Raw genomic sequence first — 23,690 nt, forward strand, 5'->3', positions numbered from 1 at the left:
GCTCATGCCTCGTTGGCGCCGTGCAGGTCGTAGAACCTGGCGATCACTTCCTCGATCGCCGGCTGCTCCACATGGATGTCCTCCACCGCGTGGCGGGCGGTGATGGCGGCGATCAGGGCCGGCGCGCTGGTGAGGCTGGGGTTGAAGGCCAGCTCCAGGGACCGGCCGTCGCGCTTGCGGACCTCGACGCCCGGCAGGTCGAGGGCAGGGGCGTCATCGGCGAAGTCCACGAACAGCCGCCGCTCGGCCAGGACATTGGCGCGCAGGGTCTCGAAAGGGCTGTCGGCCAGGACCCGGCCGTGGCCGATGACGATCACCCGCTGCGCCAGGGCCTCGATGTCGTGCATGTCGTGGGTGGTGAGCAGGACGGTGACGCCGCGCTCCTGGTTGAGCTTCTTGACGAACTCGCGGACCGCCAGCTTGGACGGCGCGTCCAGGCCGATGGTGGGCTCGTCCAGGAACAGGATCGAGGGTTCGTGCAGCAGGGCCGCGCCGATCTCGGCGCGCATGCGCTGGCCCAGGGACAACTGGCGCACCGGCTGGTCCAGCAGCTTCTCCAGCCGCAGCAGGGCCACCAGTTCGTCGCGGGTCGCCTTGTAGCGCCGGGGATCGACCCGATAGATGTCGCGCAGCAGGTCGAAGCCGTCGATCACCGGCAGGTCCCACCAGAGCTGGGTGCGCTGACCGAACACCACCCCGATCCGGGCGACGTGCCTGATGCGGTCGGCGTAGGGGACCAGGCCTTCGATCTCCACGCGGCCGGAGTCGGGGCGCAGGATGCCCGAGAGGATCTTGATGGTGGTGGACTTGCCCGCCCCGTTGGGGCCGATGAAGCCCAGCAACTCGCCGCGCTCCAGGGAAAAGCTGACGTCCTTCAGGGCTTCGACCGTGCGCCAGCGGCGGCGCACAAGTCCGCGCACGGCCCCGAACATCCCGGGGTCGCGTTCGGCCACGCGATAGGTCTTCGCCAGGTCCTGAACCAGGATCTGGGGCATGGGGGGCCGCCTGCGATGTCAAAGAAGAGGCGGGACGCTATGGGCCTGTCCTGACCACGTCAATGGCGTCGCTTCCGGTTTTCAGGCGCCGGCGTCAGGATGCCGGTCGCCGCGAGGAGGCCCGATATGGTGTTCACCAAGAAGCTAAGGGAGCCGATCATGCGCGGCGAGATCACCTGCAGCGTGCGCATCTGGCGGAGCCCGCGCGTGAAGGTCGGCGGTCGTTACCGGCTGGGGGACGGCGCGGTGGAGGTGACCTCCCTGCGCCAGATCGAACTTGCGGATATTACTCCACAATTGGCCCGAAGCTCAGGCTTCCAGGGCGTGGTCGACCTGCTGAAGACCGCCAAGCACGGGGCGGGGGAGAAGGTCTATCTGGTGGGGTTCGAGTACCGTCCCGACAGCCCGATTTGAGCCCTCGGACCGCCGGTTCCCAGACCGCGCGAAATTTTGCACGCTTGCGTCGGCGTCCGTCCTCTGCCACTGCGGATTCACTCACTTGAGATAGGGACGACAATGGCGACTGGTACTGTGAAGTGGTTCAACGCGACCAAGGGTTATGGCTTCATCGCTCCTGAGGGCGGTGGCGGCGACGTTTTCGTCCACATCTCCGCGGTTGAACGCGCGGGCCTCGGCGGACTGAACGAAGGTGACAAGGTCAGCTTCGAAGTCGAGCGTGACCGCAAGAGCGGCAAGGATTCCGCGGCTCAGCTGCAAATCCTCTAGTTCTGGACGGCGGGGCCGCCGGCTTCCGGCGCGCCCCGCCTCTTGATCTTTTCCGATCTGATCCACCGGGCCTTGGCGCCGGTGTTTTTTGGCGTCTCCGTATCGCCTACTACGGCGCGCCCTTGGCGGTGTCGCGGCGAGCCTTTTCCAGCTCCGGCCCCTCGGGACCGTCGAGCGCGTCCTTGGCCTCCTGGGCCTTCTCCTCGACGGGCCCCGTCTTCACGACCTTCTCCTCCGCCTCGCGGAAGCGCCGCGCGGCGTCATAGTCGCCTTCGCCTTGAATCTTGCCCATGGGCTGTCCTCCTCTGGTTCTGACCAGAGGAACCCGGCGCGCGCGGGGTGGGTTCCGGCGCGCCGCCCTCCCCAGCGCCTAGAGCAGGTCGCCGCCGGCCGCGGCCGCGGTGGTGCCGTCGCGCTCATAGGCCTTGATGACGTTGCGGCCCACCGTCCAGCGGTGCACCTCGTCGGGCCCGTCCACCAGCCGCTGCGAGCGGATGTGGGTGTACCAGGCGGCCAGGGGCGTGTCGGTGGAATAGCCCAGGGCCCCGTGCAGCTGGATGGCGGTGTCCACCACCTTGTGGACCATGTGGGCCAGGAACACCTTGGCGATGGAGTTTTCCTGCCGCAGGTCCATGCCGCGCTCGGCCTTGTAGGCGATGTGCAGCAGCATCAGCCGGGCCATGTAGAGCTCGCTGGCGCAGTCGGCGAGCATCCACTGCACCCCCTGGCGCTCCGACAGCTTCTTGCCGAAGGTCTCGCGCTGGGTGACGTGGGCGGCGGCCATGTCCAGGGCCCGCTGGGCCATGGCCACATTGTGCATGCCGTGGCGCAGGCGGCCGTAGGCCAGGCGGTGCTGGCCCATGTTGAAGCCCTGGCCCTCGCCCCCGAGCAGGTTCTCGGCCGGGATCTTCAGGTCCTTGATCTCGATCTCGGCGTGGCCGCCGCCCATGATCTCGCTGAGCGGGCCGTGGACGGCCATGGTGCCGATGTCGCGCTTGATGACGTAGCCGGGGTTCGGCAGCTCGACGATGAAGGTGGAATAGCGCTGGTGGCGCGGCGCGTCGGGGTCGGTCATGGCCATGACCACCGCCAGGTCGGCGGCGCTGGCCGCCGAGGAGAACCACTTCTCGCCGTTGAGGATGTAGTTCTCGTTGCCGTCCTTCACCGCCCGGGTCTGCATGCCGGTGGCGTCGGCGCCGGCGGCCTTCTCGGTCATCGAGTAGCAGACCCGCTTGTCGCCGTTCAGCAGCGGCTTGAGGTACTTCTCCTTCTGGAACTCGGTGCCGTGGGCCAGCAGGGTCAGCATGGTGGCGTCGTCGGGGCCCTGGCTGTTCATCGAGAGCGCGCCGAGGTGGCTCTCCCCCAGCTCCATCTGCACCAGGGCGTTGGCCAGCGGGCCAAGGCCCATGCCGCCATATTCCTTGGGGATGAAGGGGAGCCAGAGACCGGCGGCGCGGGCCTTGGCGCGCAGTTCGGCCAGGACGGTCTTGAAGGACTCCTTGTCCACCAGGCGCTTCTCAGCGGGGATGCACTCGTCGTGCACCCACTGGCGCACCCTGGCGCGGATGGCCTTGGCCTCCGCCGGAATCTCGAAGTCGATGGACATGGTCGCTCTCCGCCCTGTGGTTTTCTGATTGGGCGGGAGGGTCGGCCCATCATCGGCGGGGCGCAAGCCTGCCTTGGCGTCAAAGGCGGGCGGCGAGCGCGTCCAGGTCCTCGACGAACCACAGGTGGCGGCCGCGGTTGGACTCGCGGGCGAAGTCGCGCAGGGCGGTGCTGGCGGCGAGATGGGCCGAGACGTCGCCGACGATGGCGAGCGGCACGCCGTAGTTGACGAACTTCTGGACGAACTCCCCGGCCAGGCGGGTGCTCAGGTCGAAGACTTCGTCCGCCAGGCGTGAGGCGGGGAGGGCGATGACCGCGACGTCGGCGCCATAGGCGTCGCCGATGATGTCGGTGGCGTCCCGGCCTGTGGACAGGCGCGGGCCCTCGGCGTCGCACAGCCAGACGCGGGCGCCGTTGAGGATCTGGAGGGTCATCTTCGTCACCGCCTGTGAACAGTCGCGCTTGGTGCCCTCATACCCCATATGAGCGGCGACGGCCCACGGTGGGCCACCTCTTCCAAGGACGCCTGCATGTCGATTTCTCTCCACCAAGCCTCGATCCCGCTCTTCGTGCGCGGCCTCAAGAACCTCGCGCACTTGTTGGAAAAGGGCGCGGCGCACGCCGCAGAAAAGGGGATCGATCCCTCCGAACTGATCGAGGCGCGGCTGGCCCCCGACATGCTGGCCCTGGCCGCTCAGGTGCAGCGCACCAGCGACACCGCCAAGCTGTCCGGCGAACGGCTCAGCGGCATCGAGGCCCCGAAGATGGCGGATGACGAAACCACCTTCCCGCAGCTGCAGGAGCGCATCGCCAAGACCATCGCCTATCTGGAAGGCCTGCCGGCCGCCGACGTCGACGCGGGCGAGGGGCGTACCATCACCCTCAACTTCGGCCCCGTGAAGCCGTCCTTCAGCGGCCCGGACTACCTGTTCGCCTTCGCTCTGCCGAACTTCTATTTCCACGTGGTCACGGCCCACGACATCCTGCGCCACAAGGGCGTCGAGGTGGGCAAACGCGACTACCTCGGGTCGATCGCCTAGCCTTCATGCCCGCCGCCTCCGAGATCATCCTGCCTGCGCCGTTGCGCCGGCGGCTGAGCGCGGCGGCGGCGGAGTTGCTGCCGGGGGGCGGGGAGGTGTTCTCCAGCCCGCTCGGCGAGCCGGCCCTGGCCGGGCCGGACTCGGTGTCCTGGCGGGTGTTCAAGAACCCGCTGAGCCTGTTCATCGGCGGGGTGGCCGCCGTGATCCTGGAGTTCGCCGAGCCCGGGGTCCGCTCCGGGGTCTGGGACCATTCCAGCTTCCGCCGCGATCCCGGCGGCCGCCTGCGGCGCACCGGCCTGGCGGCGATGATCACCGTCTACGCCGCGCGCAGCCGGGCCGAGGCGATGATCGCGGGCGTCCGGCGCCGCCACGACACGGTGGAGGGCCAGACCCCCGGCGGGGCGGCCTATCGCGCCAACGACCCGCTGCTGCTGGACTGGGTGCAGGCCACGGCGGGGTTCGGCTTCGCCCAGGCCTACAGCGCCTATGCCTGGCCGCTGAGCGCCGAGGCGCTGTCGCGGCTCTATGCCGAGGGGGCGCCGGCGGCGCGGCTCTACGGGGCCGTGGGAGCGCCGACGGACGTGGCCGGGATGAGCGCCCTGTTCGCCGCCATGCGGCCACGGATGGAGGCTTCGCCGATCGTCTTCGAGTTCCTCGACATCATGCGGACGGCCGACCTGCTGCCGGCCCCCCTGCGGCCCCTCCAGGGCCTGCTGGTGCGGGCGGCGGTGGAGATCGTCCCGGCGCAGGTGCGCGACATCCTCGGCCTCGACCGCCGCTGGGACCTGAAGCCCTGGGAGCGGGCCCTGGTCCGCACCCTGGGCGGCCTGGCCGACCGCGTCGTCATCGAGGACGGCCCGCCGGCCGTGGCCTGCCGCCGGCTGGGCCTGCCGGCCAACCACCTCTATCGGCCCTGAGGCTTGTCGAGGGCCCGTCCGGGTTCTACAGCACAGCTCCTCGAAACCGGTCCGGGATGTCCGCCATGAATGTTCGCGACGCCAATGGCGCCCTCCTGGTCGAGGGCGACTCCGTCACCCTGATCAAGGATCTCAAGGTCAAGGGCACCTCGGTGACCCTCAAGCGCGGCACCCTGATGCGCAACATCCGCCTCACCGACAACGAGGACGAGATCGAGTGCCGCGCCGAGAAGGTGAAGGACCTGGTGCTGAAGACCGAGTTCGTGAAGAAGGCCTAATCCCGGCTTAGCTCCAGCCCCTGGAGCCTACCCTCCGCCCGCCAGTCCTCCAGCACCTTCACGAAGGCGATGGGCCCGGCGCCGTAGGAGCCGTTGCGGGCGGCCAGCGCCGAGGGCTTGCCCTCGTTGTTGTAGTAGCCGGGCGTGCATTCCTCGAGGAACCGCTGGCGCATGATGGCCAGGGACTCGATGGTGGCCACCCAGTCGGCCTCGGCCTGTTCCGAGGCCTCGACGGTGCGGACCTGGTGGTCCAGGGCGTGCTTGACGATGTAGGCGAAGTGCTTGGACTGCTCGTTCATCATGTGCGGGAAGTTGGCGGTGAAGCCGGACTGCGCATTGGAGAAGATGAAGCAGTTGGGGAAGCCGCGGGCGTGCATCCCGTGCAGGGTGGACAGCCCGTCCTTCCACTTCTCGGTCAGGGTCAGGCCGCCCTTGCCGTGCAGCTCGTAGCCGGCGCGGCGGGTATAGTCGGTGCCGACCTCGAAGCCGGTGGCGTAGATCAGGCAGTCCAGCTCGTAGTGCCGGCCATTGGCCCAGACCCCGGTCTCGTCGATCCGCTCCACGCCCAGGCCGTTGGTGTCGATCAGGCGGACGTTGGGCCGGTTGAAGGCGGCCAGGTAGTCGTCGTGGAAGCAGGGACGCTTGCAGAATTGGTTGTAGAACGGCTTGAGGGCCTCGGCGGTTGACGGGTCGGCCACCACGGCGTCCACCCGGGCGCGGATCTGCTCCATCTTCTTGAAGTCGGCCAGCTGCATCAGCTCGGCGGGATCGACCGCGCCGCCGGCGGTCTCGGCCCGCTGACGGGCCATGAGGCCGAGATTGCGGATGATGTCGGTCCAGCCGTCGTTGACCAGGTCCTGCTCCTGCCAGCCGCCGGAGAGCAGGATGTTGAAATTGTCCATCCGCTGCTGCTGCCAGCCGGGCTCAAGGCTGGCGGCCCAGGCCGGATCGGTGGGGGTGTTGTTGCGGACATCGATGGAGGACGGCGTGCGCTGGAAGACGAACAGCTCGCCCGCGCCTTCGCCCAGGTGCGGCACGCACTGCACGGCCGTGGCGCCGGTGCCGATGATGCCCACCCGCTTGCCCCTCAGGCCGCTCAGGCCGCCGAAGGAGTCGCCGCCGGTGTAGTCGTAGTCCCAGCGGCTGGTGTGGAAGCTGTGGCCCTTGAAGCTATCGACGCCCGGAATGCCCGGCAGCTTGGGCCGGTGCAGCGGGCCGTTGGCCATGGCCACGAAGCGGGCTCGTATGGCGTCGCCGCGGTTGGTGCGGATGATCCAGCGCGACGCGGCCTCGTCCCAGGTCATGTCGGTGACCTCGGTCTGGAAGCAGGCGTTGTCGTAGAGGCCGTACTTCTCGCCGATGGCGCGGCTGTGGGCGAGGATCTCGGGCGCGCGGGTGTACTTCTCCCGCGGCATGAAGCCGACCTCCTCCAGCAGGGGGAGGTAGATGTAGCTCTCGATGTCGCAGGCCGCGCCCGGATAGCGGTTCCAGTACCAGGTGCCGCCGAAGTCGCCGCCCTTCTCGATGAGCCGGATGTCCTGGACCCCGGCCTCGCGCAGGCGGGCGCCGGCCAGCAGGCCGCCGAAGCCGCCGCCGATCACCACCACCTCGACCTCGTCGGTCAGGGGCTCGCGGGAAAAGCCCGGCGGCACATAGGGGTCGTCGAGATAGTGGGCGTAGTCGCCCTTGATCTCGACATACTGTGCATTGGCGTCCTCGCGCAGGCGCTTGTCGCGCTCGGCGCGGTACTTGGCGCGCAGGGCTTCGGGATCGAAGCCCAGGTCGCGGTCCATGGTGTCCGACATGACGTTTCTCCCCAGGCTCTGCGGCCTTGTGGGGAGATTGGACGACCGCTCGCCCTACGTAAGGCAAGCGGTCGTCCCGCAGGTCAGGGCTCGGGCGACACGCGGACCAGCAGCTTGCCGTCGTGGGCGCCGGTGAACAGCAGCTTCACGGCCTCGGAGGCGTTCTCCAGGCCGTCCACCACGTGGGCCTTCCACTTGATCTGGCCCGAGGCCACCAGGGGGATCAGCTCGGCCATCGCCTCGGCGGCGCGGGGCAGGTAGTCGATGATGATGAAGCCCTTGATCAGCAGGCGGCGCATCAGGACCCGGGCGAAGTCCTTGGGGCCCGGGATGGGGCCATCGATATTGTAGGTGGAGATCATGCCGCAGAGGGCCACGCGGCCGAAATTGTTCATGCGGGCCAGGACGGCGTCCATGATCTCGCCGCCGACGTTCTCGAAGTCCACGTCGATGCCGTTGGGGGCCAGGCGGTCGAGAGCCTTGCCCACCTCCTCGTTGCGGTAGTCGATGGCGCCGTCGAAGCCGAGCTCCTCGGTGAGCCAGCGGCACTTCTCGGGCCCCCCGGCGATGCCGATGACCCGGCAGCCCTTGAGCTTGGCCAGCTGGCCGACGATGGAGCCCACCGCGCCGGCGGCGGCCGAGACCACGACGGTCTCACCGGGCTGCGGCTTGCCGATGTCCATGAGGCCGAACCAGGCCGTCAGGCCGGTGGCGCCCAGCACGCTCATATAGGCCGTCAGCGGGACGCCGGGGATCTGCAGGCTCGGGCGGGCCATGGCGGCCGGGAGCACGGTGTAATCCTGCCAGCCGCCAAGGCCGGGATTGACGATCTGGCCGACCTGGAGCTCGGGGCTCTTGGAGGCCTCCACGACCCCGATGACGCCGCCGCGCATGACGTCGCCGATCTCGACGGGAGGCAGGTACTGGTCCTGGTCGCTCATCCAGATGCGGTTGGTGGGGTCGAGGGACAGGTAGATCGTGCGGACCAGGACCTCGCCGTCCTTCAGCTCGGGCGTCTGGACGGTGACGAGTTCCAGATCCTCGGGGCCGATCTCGCCGGTCGGACGGCGGCGCAGGATCCATTGGCGATTGGTCGGCATGAGGCGGGTCTCCCTTGATCGTTTGGGAGACGATGCCGACCGCACGCCGGGGAAGTCGAGGGTTTAGGGACGATTGCGGCCGTTCATCTCGTCGCCGGCGTCCTTGGGCAGGGGCAGGAAGAACAGGATCGAGATGAAGGTGATGGCGCCGATGATCACGAAGGCGGGCGCGATGGTGGCCGCCGTCATGTGCGTCTGGCCCTGGGCCACCATCAGGCTGTGCAGCAGCAGGGCGGCCAGGCCGATGCCGATGGACTGCACCAGCTGCTGGGCCATGGAGGAGGTGGTGGACGCCCGGCTCATCTGGTGCTGCTCGATCTCGGCATAGGCCATGCCGTTGAGGCTGGTGAATTGCAGGGAGCGGAAGAAGCCGCCGATCGCCAGGACCATCAGCATGATCCAGTGCGGGGTCGAGGGCTTGAACAGGCCGTAGGCCATGAAGCTGACCCCGACGATGACGGCGTTGACCAGCAGGACGGTGCGGAAGCCGTAGCGGCGCAGGATGGGCGGGGCGGTGGTCTTCATCACCAGGGCGCCGGCGGCGCTGATGAAGGTCATCATCCCCGCCTGGAAGGCCGAGAGGCCAAAGCCGATCTGCAGCAGCATGGCCAGCAGGAAGGGGGTCGCCCCCATGGCCACGCGCATGAAGGCGCCGCCGATCACCGAGGCGCGGAAGGTCACCAGGCTGAAGATCGACAGGTCGATGATGGCGTGCGGATTGTTGCGGGCGTGGAACCAGTAGAGGGTCAGGGCCGTGGCGCTGCCCAGGAACAGGCCGCCCACCACGCCGGGGGGCAGGGACCCGCGGCCGACGTTCTCGAAGCCGAAGATCATGCCCGCCAGGCCGAGGCCCGTGAGCAGGATGCCGATCCAGTCCATGGGGGAGACCGCCTGTTCCTTGACGTTGGGCACATAGGCCCGGACCAGGGCGACGCCGGCGATGGCCACCGGCAGGTTCATGAAGAAGATCCAGCGCCAGTCGGCGAAGGTGACGATGGCGCCCCCGACGACAGGGCCGATGACCGGCCCCAGGAGGGCGGGCATGGTGAGGACCGACATGGCGCCCACCAGCTCGCTCTTGGGGGTGGTGCGCAGCAGGACCAGGCGTCCGACCGGACCCATCATGGCGCCGGCCATGCCCTGGAACATGCGGGCGGCCACCAGCTGGTTGAGGTCCTGGGCGAAGCCGCAGGCGGCCGAGGACAGGGCGAACAGCACCATCGAGGCCATGAAGATCCGCTTGGCGCCGAACTTGTCGGCGACCCAGCCGGAAATCGGCAGGAAGACCGCCGAGGCCAGCAGGAACATGGTGATGGCCAGGTTCAGCCGCAGGGGGTCCTCGTGCAGGGCCTTGGCCATGGTGGGCAGGGCGTTGGAGATCACCGTGGCGTTGAGGGTCTGCATCAGCAGGGCCGAGCCGATGATGGCCGGGATCATCCAGCCTCGGGTGGTGGAGGTTCCGGCGACCGGGGCGTCGATGGGGGCTTCGATCTCGCTCATGCCTCGAGGCTCAGCAGCTGGAGGAGGGGGCCGGAGGCGGCCTGCAGTTGCTGGCGGGCCTCCTCGGGCAGCTTGGCGAGGCGGGCGGCGAGCCAGTCGTTGCGGTGCTGGCGGATCGCCTCCAGGCGGGCCTGACCCGCCGGGGTGATCGCCAGGCCGGACCGGCGGCCGTCCTGGGCGTGGTCGGCGCGGACCACCCAGCCGGCGGCCTCCAGGCGCTTGATGTGGCCGCTCATGGTGGGGCGGGAAAGTTGCTCGCCGTCGGCCAGGTCGCAGACCCCCACCCCTGGATTGCGGCTGATCTGGTTGAGTAGGAGGGCGTCCAGGGCCGAGACCCCGGCCTTCTGAGCCTCCTGGCGCAGCCGGCGGGAGACGCGCAGCAGGGCCGGGCGCAGGGACTCGGCCAGGGCGGAGGGATCATTGCTGAGGGCGGGCATTCGGACTCAAGGTAGTTAGGTTGTCGAACTACCTAGTTTCCAGGATGGCGGGGGTCAAGCGGCCGGATCGTCGCGGTCCAGCGCCCCCCGCGCGGCGCGGGCGCTCCGGAGCAGGGCCAGGGCGGCGGCGCGCAGCTCCCGGGCGGCCTGGGCGCAGCCCTGGCGCTCGGCCTCGAAGTCGCGGGACGCGGCCGCCCGGGCCTGTTCGCCAGCCGCGTGGGCCGCTCGGGCGGCGACCTGGGCCTGGACGACGGCGGTGACGAAGCGGCCACGGCGGCTCTCGGCCCAGATCCGGCGGGCGGCGAGGCGGGCGCGGGCGGCGGCCAGCAGGTCGGCCGGTTCGGCCGGGGCCAAGACTGGGCCGGACATGCCCGACCAGGCGACGCCGGCGGCCCGCCGGCCTTCGCGGGCGCTCCAGGCGACCCTGGCGGCGTCGACCGCGCGTTCGGTGGTCAGGGCGTCGGCGAGGTCGGAGTCTGCGAAAGGCGGCATTCGGATAATGTATAAAAGATACACAATCCGGCCAAATCTTATGTTAGATTTCTGATCGGGCGATCCACCTGGGGGTGAGCGTCACAGTCCGCGGATGATGATCCGGCGGGCCTGATGGGGCGGGATGATCGCGGTGATGTGGGCCGCCCAGCGCAGCCTGGCGTCGTGGCGGGTCGGGCCGGCCAGGCTCTCCAGGTCGTAGCGGCCCGGCTCGCTGCCGCGCAGCAGGCGCTTGACCAGCACCTCGTCGGTGTCGGTCTCCACCACCACCACGTGGCCCAGCATGTCGGGAGTCGGCGGCGTCCTTTGGTCTTCAAAATAGATGAGCGCGCCGTCGTCGGCGAGGCCGCGCATGGAGTGTCCGGAGACCTGGACGGCGACGGCGTTTTCCGTGCCGCCGGGCGGGATCGGGGCCAGGTCATCAGCCTCCTGGCCGGTGGCGTAGAGGATGGCTCCCTCCGGGTTGGCGCCCACCATGCCGATCACCTTGACCAGGCCGGCCTGGGCCGCGGGGCGGACGGGGCCCGAGGCGTCGTAGAGCCATTCGGGGCGGACCCCGAAGGCGGCGGCGTACTCCTTGGCCTTGCGGTAGGAGAAGGGGGCGTTGCCGTTCTCATTGGAGGCGTAGGTGTTGCGGTTCCAGCCGAAGGCCTCGGCGGCGGCGGCGGCGGTGTCGAAGCCCTTCTCGGTGCGGGCCAGGCGCAGGCGTTGGCGGCGGTCGTCCATGGCCTAAACCTATAGGGGAATTTGTGTAGAGAAAATACAGAAATTTGTTGTCCGTTCCCTGTATGTTCCCTACAGTTCTCCCATGGAACGGGAAAACACCAAGCCACGGCCGGTCGACGGCCAGGATTACGCGGCCCTACGTCAAACGGGGACGTCGCCTGCGCGAACGCGGTTGCTGCTGGGGCTCGAGACCGATCCGGCGCGGCGGTTCGAGGCGCTCTTCCGCAAGCGCGCCGCGCGCGGGGCCGGCGACCGGCAGTTGCCGAAATTCGCGCGGCACGAGGCCCACGTGGCCGCGGTCCTCGCGGCCGGCGGCTTCTGGGCCTTCTCCGAACGGCGGGTCGGCAAGGACGGGGCGGCGGTCTGCCTGCCGATGATCGCCCCGCCCAAGGCCTGAGTCTTTTCAACAGATTAGGGGAGTTTCCGCGCATGAGCCGCACGGCCCATCTGGCGCGCCTGGAGCGCGCGCGTCTGCTGACCCTGGAACAGCGCGGCAGGGCCCGCGCCGAGGCCCTGGCCACCGCCGCCGGCATCGCCGAGACCGTGGCTCTGTCGGAGGCCCGGGGCGCGTCCATCGAGGCGCCGGCCTCGCCCCGCAGGCCGCACCGGCGCCAGGCGGGGCTCGACTGGCTGGTGCGGCAGGGGCGGCTGAACGACCTGCAGAAGACGGCCGGCGAACGCTACGGGACCTATTACCGTCGCGCCCGGGGCGGGGCGGGGATCGGGTCGAGCCTGGACATCAAGCACGGCGACAATCCGCAGGGGACCAGCCTCACCGAGGTCCTGGCCCAGGCCGAGGCGCGGGTGGCGGCGGCGGCCAAGCTGGCCGCCTTTCGCCGCCGGCTGCACCAACACCCGACCCTGCTGGCGGCCTGCGACCTGGTCTGCGGCGAGGAGCTGACGCCCCGCGAGGCGGCCCGCACCGACCGGGAGGCCGGGCGGCTGGAGGCGGTGCTGGCGGTGGCGCTGGACCTGCTGGCCGCAGACGGCGGCTGACGCGGCCGGCGTTCAGATCCGCCGGTCCAGGCCTTCCCAGAAGGGCTCGCGGAGCTTGCGCTTGAAGATCTTGCCGGAGTCCTCGCGGGGCAGGTCGGCGTGGAAATCGACGCGCTTGGGCACCTTGTAGCCGGCCATCTGGCCGCGCAGATAGGTCCGCACCTCGGCCTCGGTCAGCGCGACGCCGGGCAGGGGCTGGACCACGGCGCAGACCGCCTCGCCGAACTCCTCGTCGGGGATGCCGAACACCGCGCAGTCGGCGACCCCGGGCATCTTGTGCAGCTCGGCCTCGATCTCGGCGGGATAGATGTTGGCCCCGCCGGAGATGATCATGTCCTTGGCGCGGTCGCACAGATAGAGGAAGCCGTCAGCGTCCAGATAGCCGATGTCCCCCGGCGCGATCAGGCCGACCTTCTCCGAGGCGGCCCGCTTGGCGTCGTCGCCGTGATAGGTGAAGTCGGCGATGGCCGGGGTGCGCGCCACGACCTCGCCGATCTCGCCGGCGGGCAGGCTGTTTCCCTCGGCGTCGATCACCCGGACATCGGCGCCGGGCATGGCCTTGCCCACCGTGCCCGGATGGGAGAGCCACTGCTCGGAGGTGCAGAAGACCACCGCGCCGGTCTCGGTGGAGCCGTAGTACTCGTTGATCACCGGTCCCCACCACTCGATCATCGCCCGCTTCACCGGCGCCGGGCAGGGGGCGGCCGCGTGGACCACGAATTTCAGGCTGGAGACGTCGTACCTCGCCCGCACCTCCGGCGGCAGGCGCAGCAGGCGGGTGAACATGATCGGCACCATGTGCAGGTGGGTGACCCGCTCGCGGGCGATCAGGGCCAGCAGCTCCTCCGGATCGAAGCGGGCCTCCAGGATCACCTTGGCGCCCAGGCGGGCGCTGAAGACGCCGTAGGCGTTGGGAGCCGAGTGGTACATGGGCCCGGTGATCACGGTGACGATCTGCTCGGGCCGGTCCATCCAGTCGGCGAAGCCGAAGGCGTAGGCCAGCATGCCGGCCGAGACGGCGGCCTGTTCCGGGGTCGGCGGATTGCGGCGCACCCCCTTGGGATGGCCGGTGGTGCCCGAGGTGTAGATGATCGTGCCCGGCCCATCGGCCACCGGCTGGTCGAAGGGGGCGAAGCCTTCCAGCCAGCGGGTCCAGTCGATCATGCCGAGGGGCGTCGGCGCGGGGTCGATCCCATAGGCCTGGGCGATCTCCGGCGGGGTGGGGACCACCAGGACCGGCACGCCGGGGGGCAGGGCGGCGCGGACGCCCTCGATCAGGTCGGCGTGGATAATGATCGCTCGGGCCCCGGAGTTCTCGAACAGGTAGCGGGCCTCGGCCTCGGCATAGTGCCAGTTGACCGGGGTCGGATAGGCGCCCAGCAGGCCCGCCGCGAAGGTGGCCTCGAGGAAGGCCAGGTCGTTGCGCAGATAGATGGCGATCAGGTCGCCGGCGCCGACGCCCAGGGAGGCCAGGCCGGTGGCCGCGCGGGAGGCCCGTTCGTTGAGCGCCGCCGAGGACAGCCGGCGTTCGCCGCTGATGATCTCGCCCATCGGGTTCCTCCCCCTTTTTATGGCCGCCAGTCTAGCGACCTCACGGCGGGGAATGGCAAGGGGCCGGGGGAGAAGGGCCAAACCTCACCGTTCTCCGTGACTCCGGCGGTGACTCCGGTGAGTGTCGGGGGACTGCGACGGGCGTCCCGCGCGGAAGAAGCTTTCAATCGAAGGAGGCCGGCGTGGCTGATCAAGATGTGCTGTTGGTGGAACGGCGTGGCGAAACCGACTTCGTGACGCTGAACCGGCCCGAGCGGCTGAACGCTCTGAACCAGCCGCTGTCGGACGCCCTGCTGGCTTATTTCGAGGCCCGTCGGCGGGACACCGAGTGCCGCGTCATCGTGCTGGCGGGGGCGGGGCGGGGCTTCTCCTCCGGCGCGGACCTGAAGGCCGGCGGCCAGCCGGACCGGCTGCGGGACGGGCCGAACGGCGACTGGATGCTGCGCGACACCCTCAAGGCCATGCGGGCCTGCCCGCAGCCGATCATCGCCCTGGTGCACGGGGCCGCCGCCGGAGGCGGCCTGGCCATCGCGCTCGCCGCCGACGTCATCGTGGCCGGGGCCAGCGCGGCCTTCCACCCGGCCTTCATCAAGATCGGCCTGTCGGGCTCGGAGCTGGCGGTGAGCTGGCGGCTGCAGCGGACCATGGGGATTTCCCGGACCCGCGAGATGCTGCTGACCGGCGAGCCGATGCACGCCGAGGAGGCCGCCCGGGTGGGCCTGGTCTCCAAGGTGATCCCCGACGAGGGGCTGGCCGCCGAGGGCGAGCGCCTGGCTGCGGCCATGCTGAAGGCCGGCCCCGACGCCCTGCGGATCTCCAAGCGCACCTTCGATGCGACCCTGGAGGGGATGAGCTTTGAGTCCGCGTTGGAGCTGGAGGAGCGCGGCCAGATCCAGATGATCCGCGGACGGGTGGTTCCGGCGGCGATGCCGAAGAGCTAGGGCCTCAAGGTTCGAGGGCCCCGGCCCGACCTGGGCGGCCGGACCTCAGGCCGGAGGCTTGGGGTCGCCGGGCGGCGGCGGCTTGCCGGGCCGCAGGGCCTTGGCCGCCGCCGCGCCGAGATAGACCAGGGCGAAGACCACGACGGCCAGGGCGGTGAAGCCGCCCGCGTCGGGGCGAATCCACAGCGCGAGACCCAGCAGCAGGATCACCGCCAGGGCGTTGCGCCAGTCGGTGACCAGCTTGATGATCGGGGCAAGCATCAGGGCTCCCTCTCGGCGGCGTTGGCCGAGCCGGTCAGGCCGATGAGGATCGCCACGCGCGGGGCCAGGTCGTCGTCGAACAGCACCTTCAGGTGTTGGCGCACGAGGGCGGCGCGGATCAGGTCGGGTTTCCAGGCGGCGGCGGACTGGGCGAAGTAGTCGCTGAAGGCGCCGAGGGTCTCCGGAATCTCGTCGCGCGGGATGCGATGCAGGTCAAAGACCCCCAGGCGAGTGAAGCCGGAGACCTTGGGCCCGGAATTGACCACCACAAGGAACGGGCCGGGGCCCTCCAGCTTCAGGGTCCCCATCAGGGCGCGGGCGCGGTCGAAGTCGTAGGCGGCCAGCAGGCGGGCGCAGGGCGGCGGGACGGCCCCGACCATTCCAGCGACGCTGCGCACAGGCCAGTAGACCGCACGCGCGACCACGCCAAGTTCATGCGAGCGCCAGCCGTACGGGCGGACGCTGACCACGGGCGCCAGGCGGTACCGATAGGCCGCGCAGAGGGCGGGATTCTCCCGGGCGTCCCGGGTCATCAGGACCACGGCGTAGCCGCCTGACATCGCCTCCAGCGCCTGGGTGCGGTCGATGACCACCCCCCGCGCCTCATAGATCAGCGGCCCGTAGGCCGGTGGCGGCGGTGGGGGAGGAGGCGGTGGCGGGGGAGGCGGCGGCGGCGGCGGCGCGAAGATGGCGCAAGCTCCGAGGCTCAGCAGCGCGACCGGCGCCAGGGCTGCCAATCCCACCCGAAGCAGAACCGCAAGGGCGACCCAGCCGCTCCGACCCGAATGTCCGACCATGTCAGCCCCCCAGCCATCGATGTTCGGCTGAACGCTACCTCACGTTGACGGTCTTGTCAGAACGATCTTCGCGAGAGGACCGGGCCCGGCCGCGGTCAGCCCTTCCCCATCACCTTGGCCCGCAGGCGCCGCATGCCGCCGAGCCAGCGGTCGTAGTCGGCGGTCTTGCGCTGCATGTAGGTGAGCACCTCGGGGTGCGGCAGGATCAGGAAGCGTTCGGCGGCCAGGCCCTCGATGACGTGGCCGGCCACCTCGTCGGGGGTGAGCACGCCGTCGAGGCTCTGGGGGGAGCCGGAGCCGCCGGCCCGCAGCATGGCGGTGTCGACGCCCTGGGGGCAGAGGATGGAGACCTTGATGCCCTGGTCGCCATGGGTGATGGCCAGGCTCTCGGCCAGGCCGACGGCGGCGTGTTTGGTGGTCGAGTAGACGGCTCCGCCGATCTGGGAGAGCAGGCCCGCGGCCGAGACGGTGTTGAGCAGGTAGCCCTCGCCACGGGCGATCATGCCCGGCAGGACGGCGCGGGCGGCGTGGACATGGGCCATGACATTGACCCCCCAGGCCCGAGCCCAGACGGCGTCGGGGGAGGAGACCGCGTTCTCCCGGTCCGGGTCGCCGTCGCCGACGCCCGCATTGGCGCAGAAGAGGTCGATGCGCCCCCAGGCGGCCTCGACGGCGGCCACCATGGCGGCCACCTGGGCGCCGTCGGAGACGTCGACGGTGTGGGCGGTCCCGCCGATCTGCGCGGCCACGGCCTTGGCGCCCTCGGCGTTGCGATCCACCACAGCGACATGGGCCGCGCCGTCCGCGGCGAAGCGGCGGGCGAGCGCCGCCCCGATGCCCTCGGCTGCGCCGGTGACCACGATGACCTTGCCCCGCACGTCCATGTCTCGTCTCCGCCTCGTTGCGCGCCTTGCCGGCGTCCGTTGAGGCCAGGGGTAGGGGCAGCCGGCGCCCGAGGCAATGGCCCCTCAGGCCGCGACGGGCGCCAGGAAGGGGGCGATCACCGCCAGGGTCCGCTCGACCCAGGCGTCCTTCTCCCCCACGGGGGCCGCCCCGTGGATCATCTCGCGGGCGGACTCCGGCCCCAGGGCGCGGGCGGCGATCCAGGCGGCGAGATAGGTGGCCGACAGGCAGCCGCCGGCCGAGGCGACATTGCCCGCCGCGTGGAAGGGGGTCTCCAGCACCCGGAAGCCGTGGGCGGCCAGGCCGGGGGCGGTCATGTGGTCGGCGCAGACCGGCTGGCCCGGCGACACCAGGCCCAGCGCCGCCAGCAGCAGGGCGCCCGAGCACTGGCTGGCGATCAGCTGGCGGGCGGGGTCGAGCTGCAGGGTGGCCAGGATGTGGGGATCGGCGGCCACCACCTCGCTGGCCATGCCGCTGCCGATGATGACCGCGTCGGCGATATTGGCGAAGGCCAGCGGCTTCTGGCGGTCGATGGCGATGCCGCCCTTGGAGACCACCCTCTGGGTGGGGGAGACGATCCAGGCCTGGACGCCGCGGGCCGAGAGCCGGTTGAGCAGGGCGGCGGCGACGAAGGAGTCCAGCTCGTTGAAGGCCTGGAAGGTGAGGACGGCGACCTGCATGGCGGGCGCTCCGGGCGTGGGGAGGGGCAGTCTAGGCCCGGCGCGGGCGACGGCCAAGCTGGGCCAGGCGCAGCTGTTCGTGGGGTCGTGTGGTTCGCGGACAGTCTTGTTGGTCCTCGCGGCTCCAGCGCCCAAGAGGACGGAACCACGAACCACACGAACCACACGAACAAACAAGGGTGTCATCCCGGAAGCTGCGCCAGCGGCTGTCCGGGACCCAGACGCGCGGGGCTATCAGGATGGACCGGCGCCTCTGGGTCCCGCACTTCCGCGGCTGCGCCGCTCCATGCGGGATGACACATCGGGGGAGGGCGCGCGCCGCGAGCCTGGAAGGGCGCGTCCCCAAGATGTTCTTATTTTGTTCTTGACAACGTCGCGCGGTTTTGGGCGCCGCCGGGCTGGCCGGCGAGCCATTCCCAATGCCGGGGCAGCAGGGTCACCTCGCGAGCGGTGACGCCGAGCTTGGGCCGGCCGCGCCCGGGTTTGGGCGGCGGTTCTGTGGCCGGCAGACGCGCCAGGACGTCGGCGGCCGAGCCGCGCAGGTCCAACTCCACGGTCCGGCCGGTGGCGTCATCGAACACCAGGATCGGCTCGAACCCCTCGTCGTGGGCCGCCTTGGCGGCGAGGGCGACCTGGGAGAGGGCGCCGGCGGCCAGCCGATCATGGCCGGCGAAGGCGGTGAAGGTCTCGTCGTCCATGGCGGTCCCACCTCCCGGCCTCGGCCCGAAATATTACCCGGATATATAACCAGCCTCGACAGGAGCCAATAATGAAATCGATTCTTCCGCCCCTGGCCGCCCTTGTCCTCTGCGGCTGCGCGCAGGCCGCGCCCGCGGTCCGACTGGGGGTGGATCTCTACTGCGAAGGCCTCACCGCGGCGGCCAGACAGGCGATCCGCGCGCAATTGACGGCCGGGGTTGCAGTCCTGGCCTGTCCGGACGGGGCTGCGCCCGCGCCGACGCCGGAGCGTAGGGCGCCAGAATAACAAAGGGACGGACCGCTGGTGCGATCCGTCCCTCTGAAATCCTCTGCAAATACAGAGGCTTGTAGTGGTGCCGTTGCAGGGATTCGAACCCTGGACCTCAGCCTTACCAAGGATGCGCTCTACCTCTGAGCTACAACGGCGAAAAGGCGAGGGCGGGCTATAGCCAACGTCGAGGGCCGCGTGAAGCCTAAAAGCGGCGGGAAGAGAACTTGACGCGCCGGACGCGTCGCCGCACCCCTTCGAATATGGCGAAATCCGGCAAGACGCAGGCGCAGGAACGCGAGGCGCAACTGGCCCAGGCGCTGCGCGCCAATCTGCGGCGACGCAAGGCGTCCGACCCCAAGACTCCGCCCGACACGCCAACGGACCAGCCACCGACCGGCCGCCTTCCGCCCAGCCCAACCTCGGGCTAGATAGCCTCACCCCCACGGATCGCCGATGCGCGGGATGGAACGCCTCCAAGGGCGCAATCTGGGACGACACCATGAGCGATCTGCTCCACCTGCTGGCGGAAGACGCCGAGGACCTCGCGGTCATATCGGCGGCGCTGCAGGACTCGGTGGCGAAGATCGGCGACATCACCGTGGAACGCCGGGCCCGCCGGGTGACGGTGAGCTTCAATCGCTACCGCTGGGAAGGGAAGGGGGGCGAGCGCGTGCGATCGGCCCTGCAGATCGGCTCGGTCCTTGGGGTGCAGGCGCGCAATCTGCGGCGGGGCGCCAAGGCCGCGGTGATCGAACTGCTGACCCTGGAGTTCGAGCCGGGCGATCCCCCGGGCGGGACCATCACCCTCAGCTTCGCCGGCGGCGGAGACCTGCGGATCGCCGTGGAGTGCGTCGACGCGGTCCTGGCCGACATCTCCGCGCCCTGGCCGACGCCGCGGACCCCCACGCACCAGACCTGACAAGGCGTAGCGTTCGCGGCCGCGCGCCGCTAAAGAGCGCCCATGCGCCGCTTCCGTTTTTCCGAGCCCGGCTTCGAGGCCGCCTTCGCCGCCTTCATCGACGAACGCCGCGAGACCCCTGAAGAGGTCGACGTCCTGGTGCGCGACATCCTCCTGGCGGTCCGCGCCGAGGGACTCGAGGCCGTCCTGCGCTTCGCTCGCCAGTTCGACCGCGCGGAGATCGATGCCGACACCATCCGGGTGACGGCCGAGGAGATCGAGGCCGGCGCCGCCCAGTGCGCGCCGGAGGTTCGCGAGGCGATCGCCTTCGCGGCCAAGCGGATCCGCAGCTATCACGAGCGCCAGCGTCCCGCCGACCAGTGGTTCACCGACGAGGCCGGGGTCGAGCTGGGCTGGCGCTGGACCCCCCTGGAGGCCGTGGGGATCTATGTGCCCGGCGGCCGCGCGGCCTATCCCTCCACCGTGCTGATGAACGCCGTCCCGGCCTCGGTGGCCGGGGTGGAGCGGATCGCCATGGTGACCCCGCCGGGGCGCCTGCAGCCGGCGGTGCTGGCGGCGGCCAAGGAGGCCGGGATCACGGAGATCTGGCGGGTCGGCGGCGCCCAGGCGGTGGCGGCGCTGGCCTATGGCGCCGGACCCATCCTGCCGGTGGACAAGATCGTGGGACCGGGCAACGCCTTCGTCACGGCCGCCAAGCGCAGGGTCTATGGCGCCGTCGGGATCGACGCGCTGGCCGGCCCCTCGGAGATCGTGGTGGTATCGGACGCCGCCAGCCGGCCCGACTGGATCGCCGCCGACCTGCTGTCCCAGGCCGAGCACGATCCGGCCGCGCAATCGATCCTGATCACCGACGATGAGGCCTTCGCCGACGCCGTCGAGGCCCAGATCGCATTGCAGCTGAAGAGCCTGGGGACGAGCGAGGACGCGTCGGTCTCGCTGCGCAACCACGGCGCGGTGATCATCGCGCCGTTGGAGGAGTCGCCACGACTGGTGAACCTGATCGCGCCCGAACACGTGGAATTCGCCCTGGACGCGCCGGAGCGGCTGGCCGACCGGGTGCGGCACGCCGGCGCCATCTTCCTGGGCCGACACACGCCCGAGGCCATTGGCGACTATGTCGCCGGCTCCAATCACGTCCTGCCCACCAGCCGGGCGGCGCGGTTCTCGTCGGGTCTGTCGCTCTATGACTTCATCAAGCGCACCTCGATCGTGAAATGCGACGAGGCGGCGTTTGCGATCCTGGGGCCGCCGACGGCGGCCCTGGCCGACGCCGAGGGCCTGCCCGCCCACGCGCGATCGGCGGCCATCCGGCTGGGTCAGATCCAGGAACCCTAGGCGGTCCAAGGCGTTTGCCGCTCCGGCGGGGTGGGCGCAGCCAGAGACCGTTTCCGCATGCCTGTTGCTTCCGCCGCGCCAGCGGCCATGGCCGCTTCAGCGGCGCAACCTTCCGCCGGCGAAGGCCTGGTCACCACCCTGAGCGACGTCTGGGCCGACCTGGCGCGCCTCGGGCCGCGGGAAGCCGCCCTCAATCTGTTGTTCTCCGTGGTCGTGGTGGCGGTCGCCCTGCTGATGATCGCGGGGCTGAGGCGCCTGTTCAACTTCTGGATCCGCCGCCTGGCCGACACGCCGACCGAGGTTCGGCAGGCCAGCGTGTCGCGCGCGGCCGGACTGACCTGGCTGCTGATCCGCCTGACGATCCTGGGCGGCGCCCTGCTGCTGATGGCGCGGGTCTGGGGAATCGATCCCTTCGCCTGGATGGGGGGGGGAACCCGCGGCGGGCTGCTGCGGGCGCTCGGCGTCGTCATCCTGGCGGTGGGGGCGGTGGAGGTGGCCGGCTTCGTGGTCGACCATATGGTGGCCGGGGTGGCGCGGCGCAGCGGGGACGGGCGCCGCGCGGCGCAGATCCGCACGCTTGGCCCCCTGATCCGGGGCTTCATCCAGAGCGTCCTGGTGGTGGTCTCGGTCCTGACCTTCCTCTCCGAGATTGGGGTGAAGGTGGGGCCGCTGCTGGCCAGCGCCGGCGTGGTGGGGGTGGCGATCGGTTTCGGCGCCCAGACCCTGGTGAAGGACTTCCTCACCGGCCTGTTCCTGATCGCCGAGGACGTGGTCTCGGTGGGGGACAATGTGCGGATCGGGGACTCCGGCGGCGCCGTGGAGGCCATGACCCTGCGCACCATCCGCCTGCGCGATCAGAACGGCACCCTGCACATCTTCCCCTATTCGGAGGCCCAGGTGATCCACAACCGGACCAAGACCTTCTCCTCCTATGTGTTCGAGATCCTGGTCACCTACGGCTCGGACGTGGACAAGGCCCTGGAGGTCATGAGCCGACTGGGGGACGAGATGCGGGCCGAGCCGGAGTTCGCCAACCAGATCACCCGGCCCTTCGAGGTGCTGGGGGTGGACCGTCTCGATCCCACCGGGGTGCTGCTCAAGGCGCGAGTCACCACCCGGCCGCGCGATCAGTGGGCGGTGGGGCGCGAATATAATCGCCGCCTGAAGACTCTTTTTGAGCGGGAAGGCGTGGAGATCGCCTACCGGCCGGTGGGGGCTCCGGCTCCGACGGCGCCCACAACCCCTTCCACGGCAAGGGATGAGCCCGCTCGCGCGACCGCCAACGGCCCTTCCCGAAGCTGAACGCTTTCTGACAGCGCCGTCCAGGCGCCGGTTCAGGGTGGGGTCTCTAGGGTGAGGTCATCGGAGCCGATGAGGCTTCGAACCCATTCCAAGACGGAGACCAAGCCATGCAAACTTCCACCAAGCTGATCCGCAGCGCGGCTGTCGCGACGATGGCCGCCGCTCTCACCGCCGGCGCCGCCTCGGGCGCCTCGGCCCAGACCTATCGCGCGCCCACCGGTTCGGGCCTCGGCTCCATCGTCAGCTGCGACGCGCCCGGCGGCAAGCAGGCGGGCGGCGCCCTGATCGGCGCCCTGCTGGGGGCGGCGGCGGGCTCGAACCTGGCCAAGAACGACCGCGGCACGGGCACCGCCATCGGCGCGGTGGTGGGCGCGGCCACCGGCTCCTATGTCGGCTGCAAGATGCAGCGCGAGGGCCAGGCCCAGAGCGCCTACGGCTACGGCCAGACCTATGAGCCGGCCTACAGCCAGCCCGCCTACCAGCAGCCCGCCACCTACAGCCACGCCGGCTATCGTCTGTCGGGCGACATCGCCCCGGCCGCCTATGTCCGGGACGGCGGGACCTTCGCGGCCCGCACCACGGTGAACCTGCGCGGCGCCCCCACCACGGCGGCCCAGCGTGTGGGCCAACTGCGGGCCGGCGAGCGCTTCCAGGCCCTGGCCCGGGTGCGCGGCAGCGACTGGATCCTGGTGGGGCAAGGCGGCGTCGGCGTCGGCTATGTGAAGGCCCGCTACGTCCAGCCCACCGGCTACCAGTACGCCGCCTACGGCTACTAGGCCCCAGCTCGGTTTCCTCCCCCCGACCGACCTCGCCCGGCGCTTCCCAGCGCCGGGCGATTTTTTATGTCCGCGAACAAGGTGAGGCGATCGTGCAGGGTGACGTTAGGGGTTGGTTTGCAATAAACGTCGCTGACCCGTTCCCCACCGACCGCCATGGCCGACGAAGACCGCACCAAGCACCGCCTGCAGACCGTGGAGATCGACGAGGAATCCCTCGCCGCGGTCTCGCGTGACCAGGAGCAGGAGCGGCAGATCGCGATCTTCGATCTGTTGGAGGAGAACTACTTCCATCCCGAGGGCGCCGAGGGCGGACCCTATGACCTGAAGATGGGGCTGGTGGAGAACCGGCTGGTGCTGGACGTGGCGGGGCCGCAGTACGAACGCCGCCATATCCTGTCGCTCTCGCCGTTCCGGGGGCTGATCAAGGACTACTTCCTGATCTGCGAGAGCTACTACCAGGCGATCCGCAACTCGACCCCGTCGCAGATCGAGGCCCTGGATATGGGCCGGCGCGGCCTGCACAACGAGGCCTCGAACCTGTTACGGACGCGGTTGGCGGGCAAGATCGACACCGATCTGGACACCGCCCGGCGGCTCTTCACCCTCATCTGCGCCCTGCATTGGCGGGGATAGGG

29 protein-coding genes and 1 tRNA gene are annotated in these 23,690 nt (G+C 70.1%); 13 read left to right on the top strand and 17 right to left on the bottom strand.

Translation table 11 applies throughout. The features are described 5' to 3' along the window. Positions 1-2: 2 nt before the first annotated feature. Positions 3-995, bottom strand: a complete 993-nt coding sequence (locus ACO06I_RS02350; protein WP_421931022.1) for an ABC transporter ATP-binding protein — start codon at positions 993-995, stop codon at positions 3-5. A 126-nt stretch (positions 996-1,121) separates the two neighbouring features. On the opposite strand from ACO06I_RS02350, the gene ACO06I_RS02355 reads away from it, so the two are divergent. Together ACO06I_RS02355 and ACO06I_RS02360 are read left to right on the top strand one after the other, a co-directional pair. After that, the gene (locus tag ACO06I_RS02355) at positions 1,122-1,409 is read left to right on the top strand and encodes a hypothetical protein (protein WP_421931023.1); all 288 of its coding nucleotides are present in this window, start codon (positions 1,122-1,124) and stop codon (positions 1,407-1,409) included. A gap of 102 nt (positions 1,410-1,511) precedes the next feature. Continuing rightward, positions 1,512-1,721, top strand: a complete 210-nt coding sequence (locus ACO06I_RS02360; protein ID WP_304698645.1) for a cold-shock protein — start codon at positions 1,512-1,514, stop codon at positions 1,719-1,721. 109 nt (positions 1,722-1,830) lie between these two features. Here ACO06I_RS02360 and ACO06I_RS02365 read toward each other — a convergent pair whose 3' ends face one another. The 3 genes from ACO06I_RS02365 to ACO06I_RS02375 form a co-directional block, all read right to left on the bottom strand. After that, positions 1,831-2,013, bottom strand: coding sequence for a hypothetical protein (locus ACO06I_RS02365; protein WP_421931024.1), 183 nt, complete (start codon positions 2,011-2,013; stop codon positions 1,831-1,833). 78 nt (positions 2,014-2,091) lie between these two features. Next, the gene (locus ACO06I_RS02370) at positions 2,092-3,327 is read right to left on the bottom strand and encodes an acyl-CoA dehydrogenase family protein (RefSeq protein WP_421931025.1); all 1,236 of its coding nucleotides are present in this window, start codon (positions 3,325-3,327) and stop codon (positions 2,092-2,094) included. Positions 3,328-3,406: 79 nt separating this feature from the next. Further along, entirely contained in the window at positions 3,407-3,760 is a 354-nt protein-coding gene (locus tag ACO06I_RS02375) for a DUF4180 domain-containing protein (protein ID WP_421931026.1), read from the bottom strand. A 96-nt stretch (positions 3,761-3,856) separates the two neighbouring features. Here ACO06I_RS02375 and ACO06I_RS02380 point away from each other — a divergent pair, with 96 nt between their 5' ends. The 3 genes from ACO06I_RS02380 (at position 3,857) to ACO06I_RS02390 (ending at position 5,561) form a co-directional block, all read left to right on the top strand. After that, a complete protein-coding gene (locus ACO06I_RS02380) occupies positions 3,857-4,366 on the top strand; it encodes a DUF1993 domain-containing protein (protein WP_421931027.1) in 510 nt (169 codons plus the stop codon). A gap of 5 nt (positions 4,367-4,371) precedes the next feature. Beyond that, positions 4,372-5,283 (top strand): oxygenase MpaB family protein, encoded by a 912-nt coding sequence (locus ACO06I_RS02385; RefSeq protein WP_421931028.1) that lies wholly within the window; start codon positions 4,372-4,374, stop codon positions 5,281-5,283. Between the two features lie 65 nt (positions 5,284-5,348). Continuing rightward, positions 5,349-5,561 carry an alkylphosphonate utilization protein gene (locus tag ACO06I_RS02390; protein WP_421931029.1) on the top strand — a complete coding sequence of 71 codons (213 nt, stop codon included), beginning with the start codon at positions 5,349-5,351 and terminating at the stop codon, positions 5,559-5,561. Here ACO06I_RS02390 and ACO06I_RS02395 read toward each other — a convergent pair. The 6 genes from ACO06I_RS02395 to ACO06I_RS02420 form a co-directional block, all read right to left on the bottom strand. Beyond that, positions 5,558-7,366, bottom strand: coding sequence for a flavin-containing monooxygenase (locus ACO06I_RS02395; RefSeq protein WP_421931030.1), 1,809 nt, complete (start codon positions 7,364-7,366; stop codon positions 5,558-5,560). The two genes, ACO06I_RS02390 and ACO06I_RS02395, sit on opposite strands and share 4 nt — an antisense overlap. Before the next feature lie 83 nt (positions 7,367-7,449). Continuing rightward, a complete protein-coding gene (locus tag ACO06I_RS02400; RefSeq protein WP_421931031.1) occupies positions 7,450-8,466 on the bottom strand; it encodes an NADP-dependent oxidoreductase in 1,017 nt (338 codons plus the stop codon). A gap of 63 nt (positions 8,467-8,529) precedes the next feature. Beyond that, positions 8,530-9,966: an MFS transporter gene (locus ACO06I_RS02405; RefSeq protein ID WP_421931032.1), complete on the bottom strand. Its 1,437-nt coding sequence runs from the start codon at positions 9,964-9,966 to the stop codon at positions 8,530-8,532. Then, complete coding sequence (locus ACO06I_RS02410) at positions 9,963-10,403, bottom strand: MarR family winged helix-turn-helix transcriptional regulator (protein WP_421931033.1); 441 nt, start codon at positions 10,401-10,403, stop codon at positions 9,963-9,965. Before ACO06I_RS02410 ends, ACO06I_RS02405 begins: the two co-directional genes overlap by 4 nt. Before the next feature lie 54 nt (positions 10,404-10,457). Continuing rightward, positions 10,458-10,895 (bottom strand): hypothetical protein, encoded by a 438-nt coding sequence (locus ACO06I_RS02415; protein WP_421931034.1) that lies wholly within the window; start codon positions 10,893-10,895, stop codon positions 10,458-10,460. Positions 10,896-10,976: 81 nt separating this feature from the next. Then, positions 10,977-11,621 carry a S24 family peptidase gene (locus ACO06I_RS02420; RefSeq protein ID WP_421931035.1) on the bottom strand — a complete coding sequence of 215 codons (645 nt, stop codon included), beginning with the start codon at positions 11,619-11,621 and terminating at the stop codon, positions 10,977-10,979. A 172-nt stretch (positions 11,622-11,793) separates the two neighbouring features. On the opposite strand from ACO06I_RS02420, the gene ACO06I_RS02425 reads away from it, so the two are divergent. Then, positions 11,794-12,018, top strand: a complete 225-nt coding sequence (locus tag ACO06I_RS02425; RefSeq protein ID WP_421931036.1) for a hypothetical protein — start codon at positions 11,794-11,796, stop codon at positions 12,016-12,018. A gap of 32 nt (positions 12,019-12,050) precedes the next feature. Beyond that, positions 12,051-12,617 carry a hypothetical protein gene (locus ACO06I_RS02430; RefSeq protein WP_421931037.1) on the top strand — a complete coding sequence of 189 codons (567 nt, stop codon included), beginning with the start codon at positions 12,051-12,053 and terminating at the stop codon, positions 12,615-12,617. A gap of 12 nt (positions 12,618-12,629) precedes the next feature. Here the strand turns inward: ACO06I_RS02430 and ACO06I_RS02435 are convergent, their stop codons facing one another. Beyond that, positions 12,630-14,168: an acyl-CoA synthetase gene (locus ACO06I_RS02435; protein WP_421931038.1), complete on the bottom strand. Its 1,539-nt coding sequence runs from the start codon at positions 14,166-14,168 to the stop codon at positions 12,630-12,632. Positions 14,169-14,350: 182 nt separating this feature from the next. On the opposite strand from ACO06I_RS02435, the gene ACO06I_RS02440 reads away from it, so the two are divergent. Further along, positions 14,351-15,109 carry an enoyl-CoA hydratase/isomerase family protein gene (locus tag ACO06I_RS02440; RefSeq protein WP_421931039.1) on the top strand — a complete coding sequence of 253 codons (759 nt, stop codon included), beginning with the start codon at positions 14,351-14,353 and terminating at the stop codon, positions 15,107-15,109. A gap of 45 nt (positions 15,110-15,154) precedes the next feature. Here the strand turns inward: ACO06I_RS02440 and ACO06I_RS02445 are convergent, their stop codons facing one another. From ACO06I_RS02445 to ACO06I_RS02470, 6 genes are all read right to left on the bottom strand, one after another. Continuing rightward, positions 15,155-15,370 (bottom strand): hypothetical protein, encoded by a 216-nt coding sequence (locus tag ACO06I_RS02445; protein WP_421931040.1) that lies wholly within the window; start codon positions 15,368-15,370, stop codon positions 15,155-15,157. Beyond that, a complete protein-coding gene (locus ACO06I_RS02450) occupies positions 15,370-15,963 on the bottom strand; it encodes a hypothetical protein (RefSeq protein WP_421931041.1) in 594 nt (197 codons plus the stop codon). The genes ACO06I_RS02445 and ACO06I_RS02450 overlap by 1 nt, the downstream gene beginning before the upstream one ends. Before the next feature lie 299 nt (positions 15,964-16,262). Continuing rightward, positions 16,263-17,051, bottom strand: a complete 789-nt coding sequence (locus ACO06I_RS02455) for an SDR family oxidoreductase (protein WP_421931042.1) — start codon at positions 17,049-17,051, stop codon at positions 16,263-16,265. Positions 17,052-17,135: 84 nt separating this feature from the next. Next, positions 17,136-17,750, bottom strand: a complete 615-nt coding sequence (locus ACO06I_RS02460) for a DJ-1/PfpI family protein (protein WP_421931043.1) — start codon at positions 17,748-17,750, stop codon at positions 17,136-17,138. A 353-nt stretch (positions 17,751-18,103) separates the two neighbouring features. Beyond that, positions 18,104-18,448, bottom strand: coding sequence for a DUF2239 family protein (locus ACO06I_RS02465; protein ID WP_421931044.1), 345 nt, complete (start codon positions 18,446-18,448; stop codon positions 18,104-18,106). 352 nt (positions 18,449-18,800) lie between these two features. Continuing rightward, positions 18,801-18,875: transfer RNA gene (locus tag ACO06I_RS02470), tRNA-Thr, on the bottom strand. Between the two features lie 344 nt (positions 18,876-19,219). Between ACO06I_RS02470 and ACO06I_RS02475 the strand changes: the two genes are divergently transcribed. From ACO06I_RS02475 to ACO06I_RS02495, 5 genes are all read left to right on the top strand, one after another. Next, positions 19,220-19,639 (top strand): DUF2948 family protein, encoded by a 420-nt coding sequence (locus ACO06I_RS02475; protein WP_421931045.1) that lies wholly within the window; start codon positions 19,220-19,222, stop codon positions 19,637-19,639. A gap of 42 nt (positions 19,640-19,681) precedes the next feature. Continuing rightward, positions 19,682-20,974, top strand: coding sequence for a histidinol dehydrogenase (gene hisD, locus ACO06I_RS02480; RefSeq protein ID WP_421931046.1), 1,293 nt, complete (start codon positions 19,682-19,684; stop codon positions 20,972-20,974). A 57-nt stretch (positions 20,975-21,031) separates the two neighbouring features. Further along, entirely contained in the window at positions 21,032-22,276 is a 1,245-nt protein-coding gene (locus tag ACO06I_RS02485; RefSeq protein ID WP_421931047.1) for a mechanosensitive ion channel family protein, read from the top strand. Between the two features lie 107 nt (positions 22,277-22,383). After that, the gene (locus ACO06I_RS02490) at positions 22,384-23,052 is read left to right on the top strand and encodes an SH3 domain-containing protein (RefSeq protein ID WP_421931048.1); all 669 of its coding nucleotides are present in this window, start codon (positions 22,384-22,386) and stop codon (positions 23,050-23,052) included. Positions 23,053-23,208: 156 nt separating this feature from the next. Then, a complete protein-coding gene (locus ACO06I_RS02495) occupies positions 23,209-23,688 on the top strand; it encodes a UPF0262 family protein (protein WP_421931049.1) in 480 nt (159 codons plus the stop codon). The last annotated feature ends 2 nt before the right edge of the window (positions 23,689-23,690 follow it).

Origin of the sequence: Phenylobacterium sp. (assembly GCF_965229015.1) — a bacterium.
Lineage (GTDB): Bacteria > Pseudomonadota > Alphaproteobacteria > Caulobacterales > Caulobacteraceae > Phenylobacterium.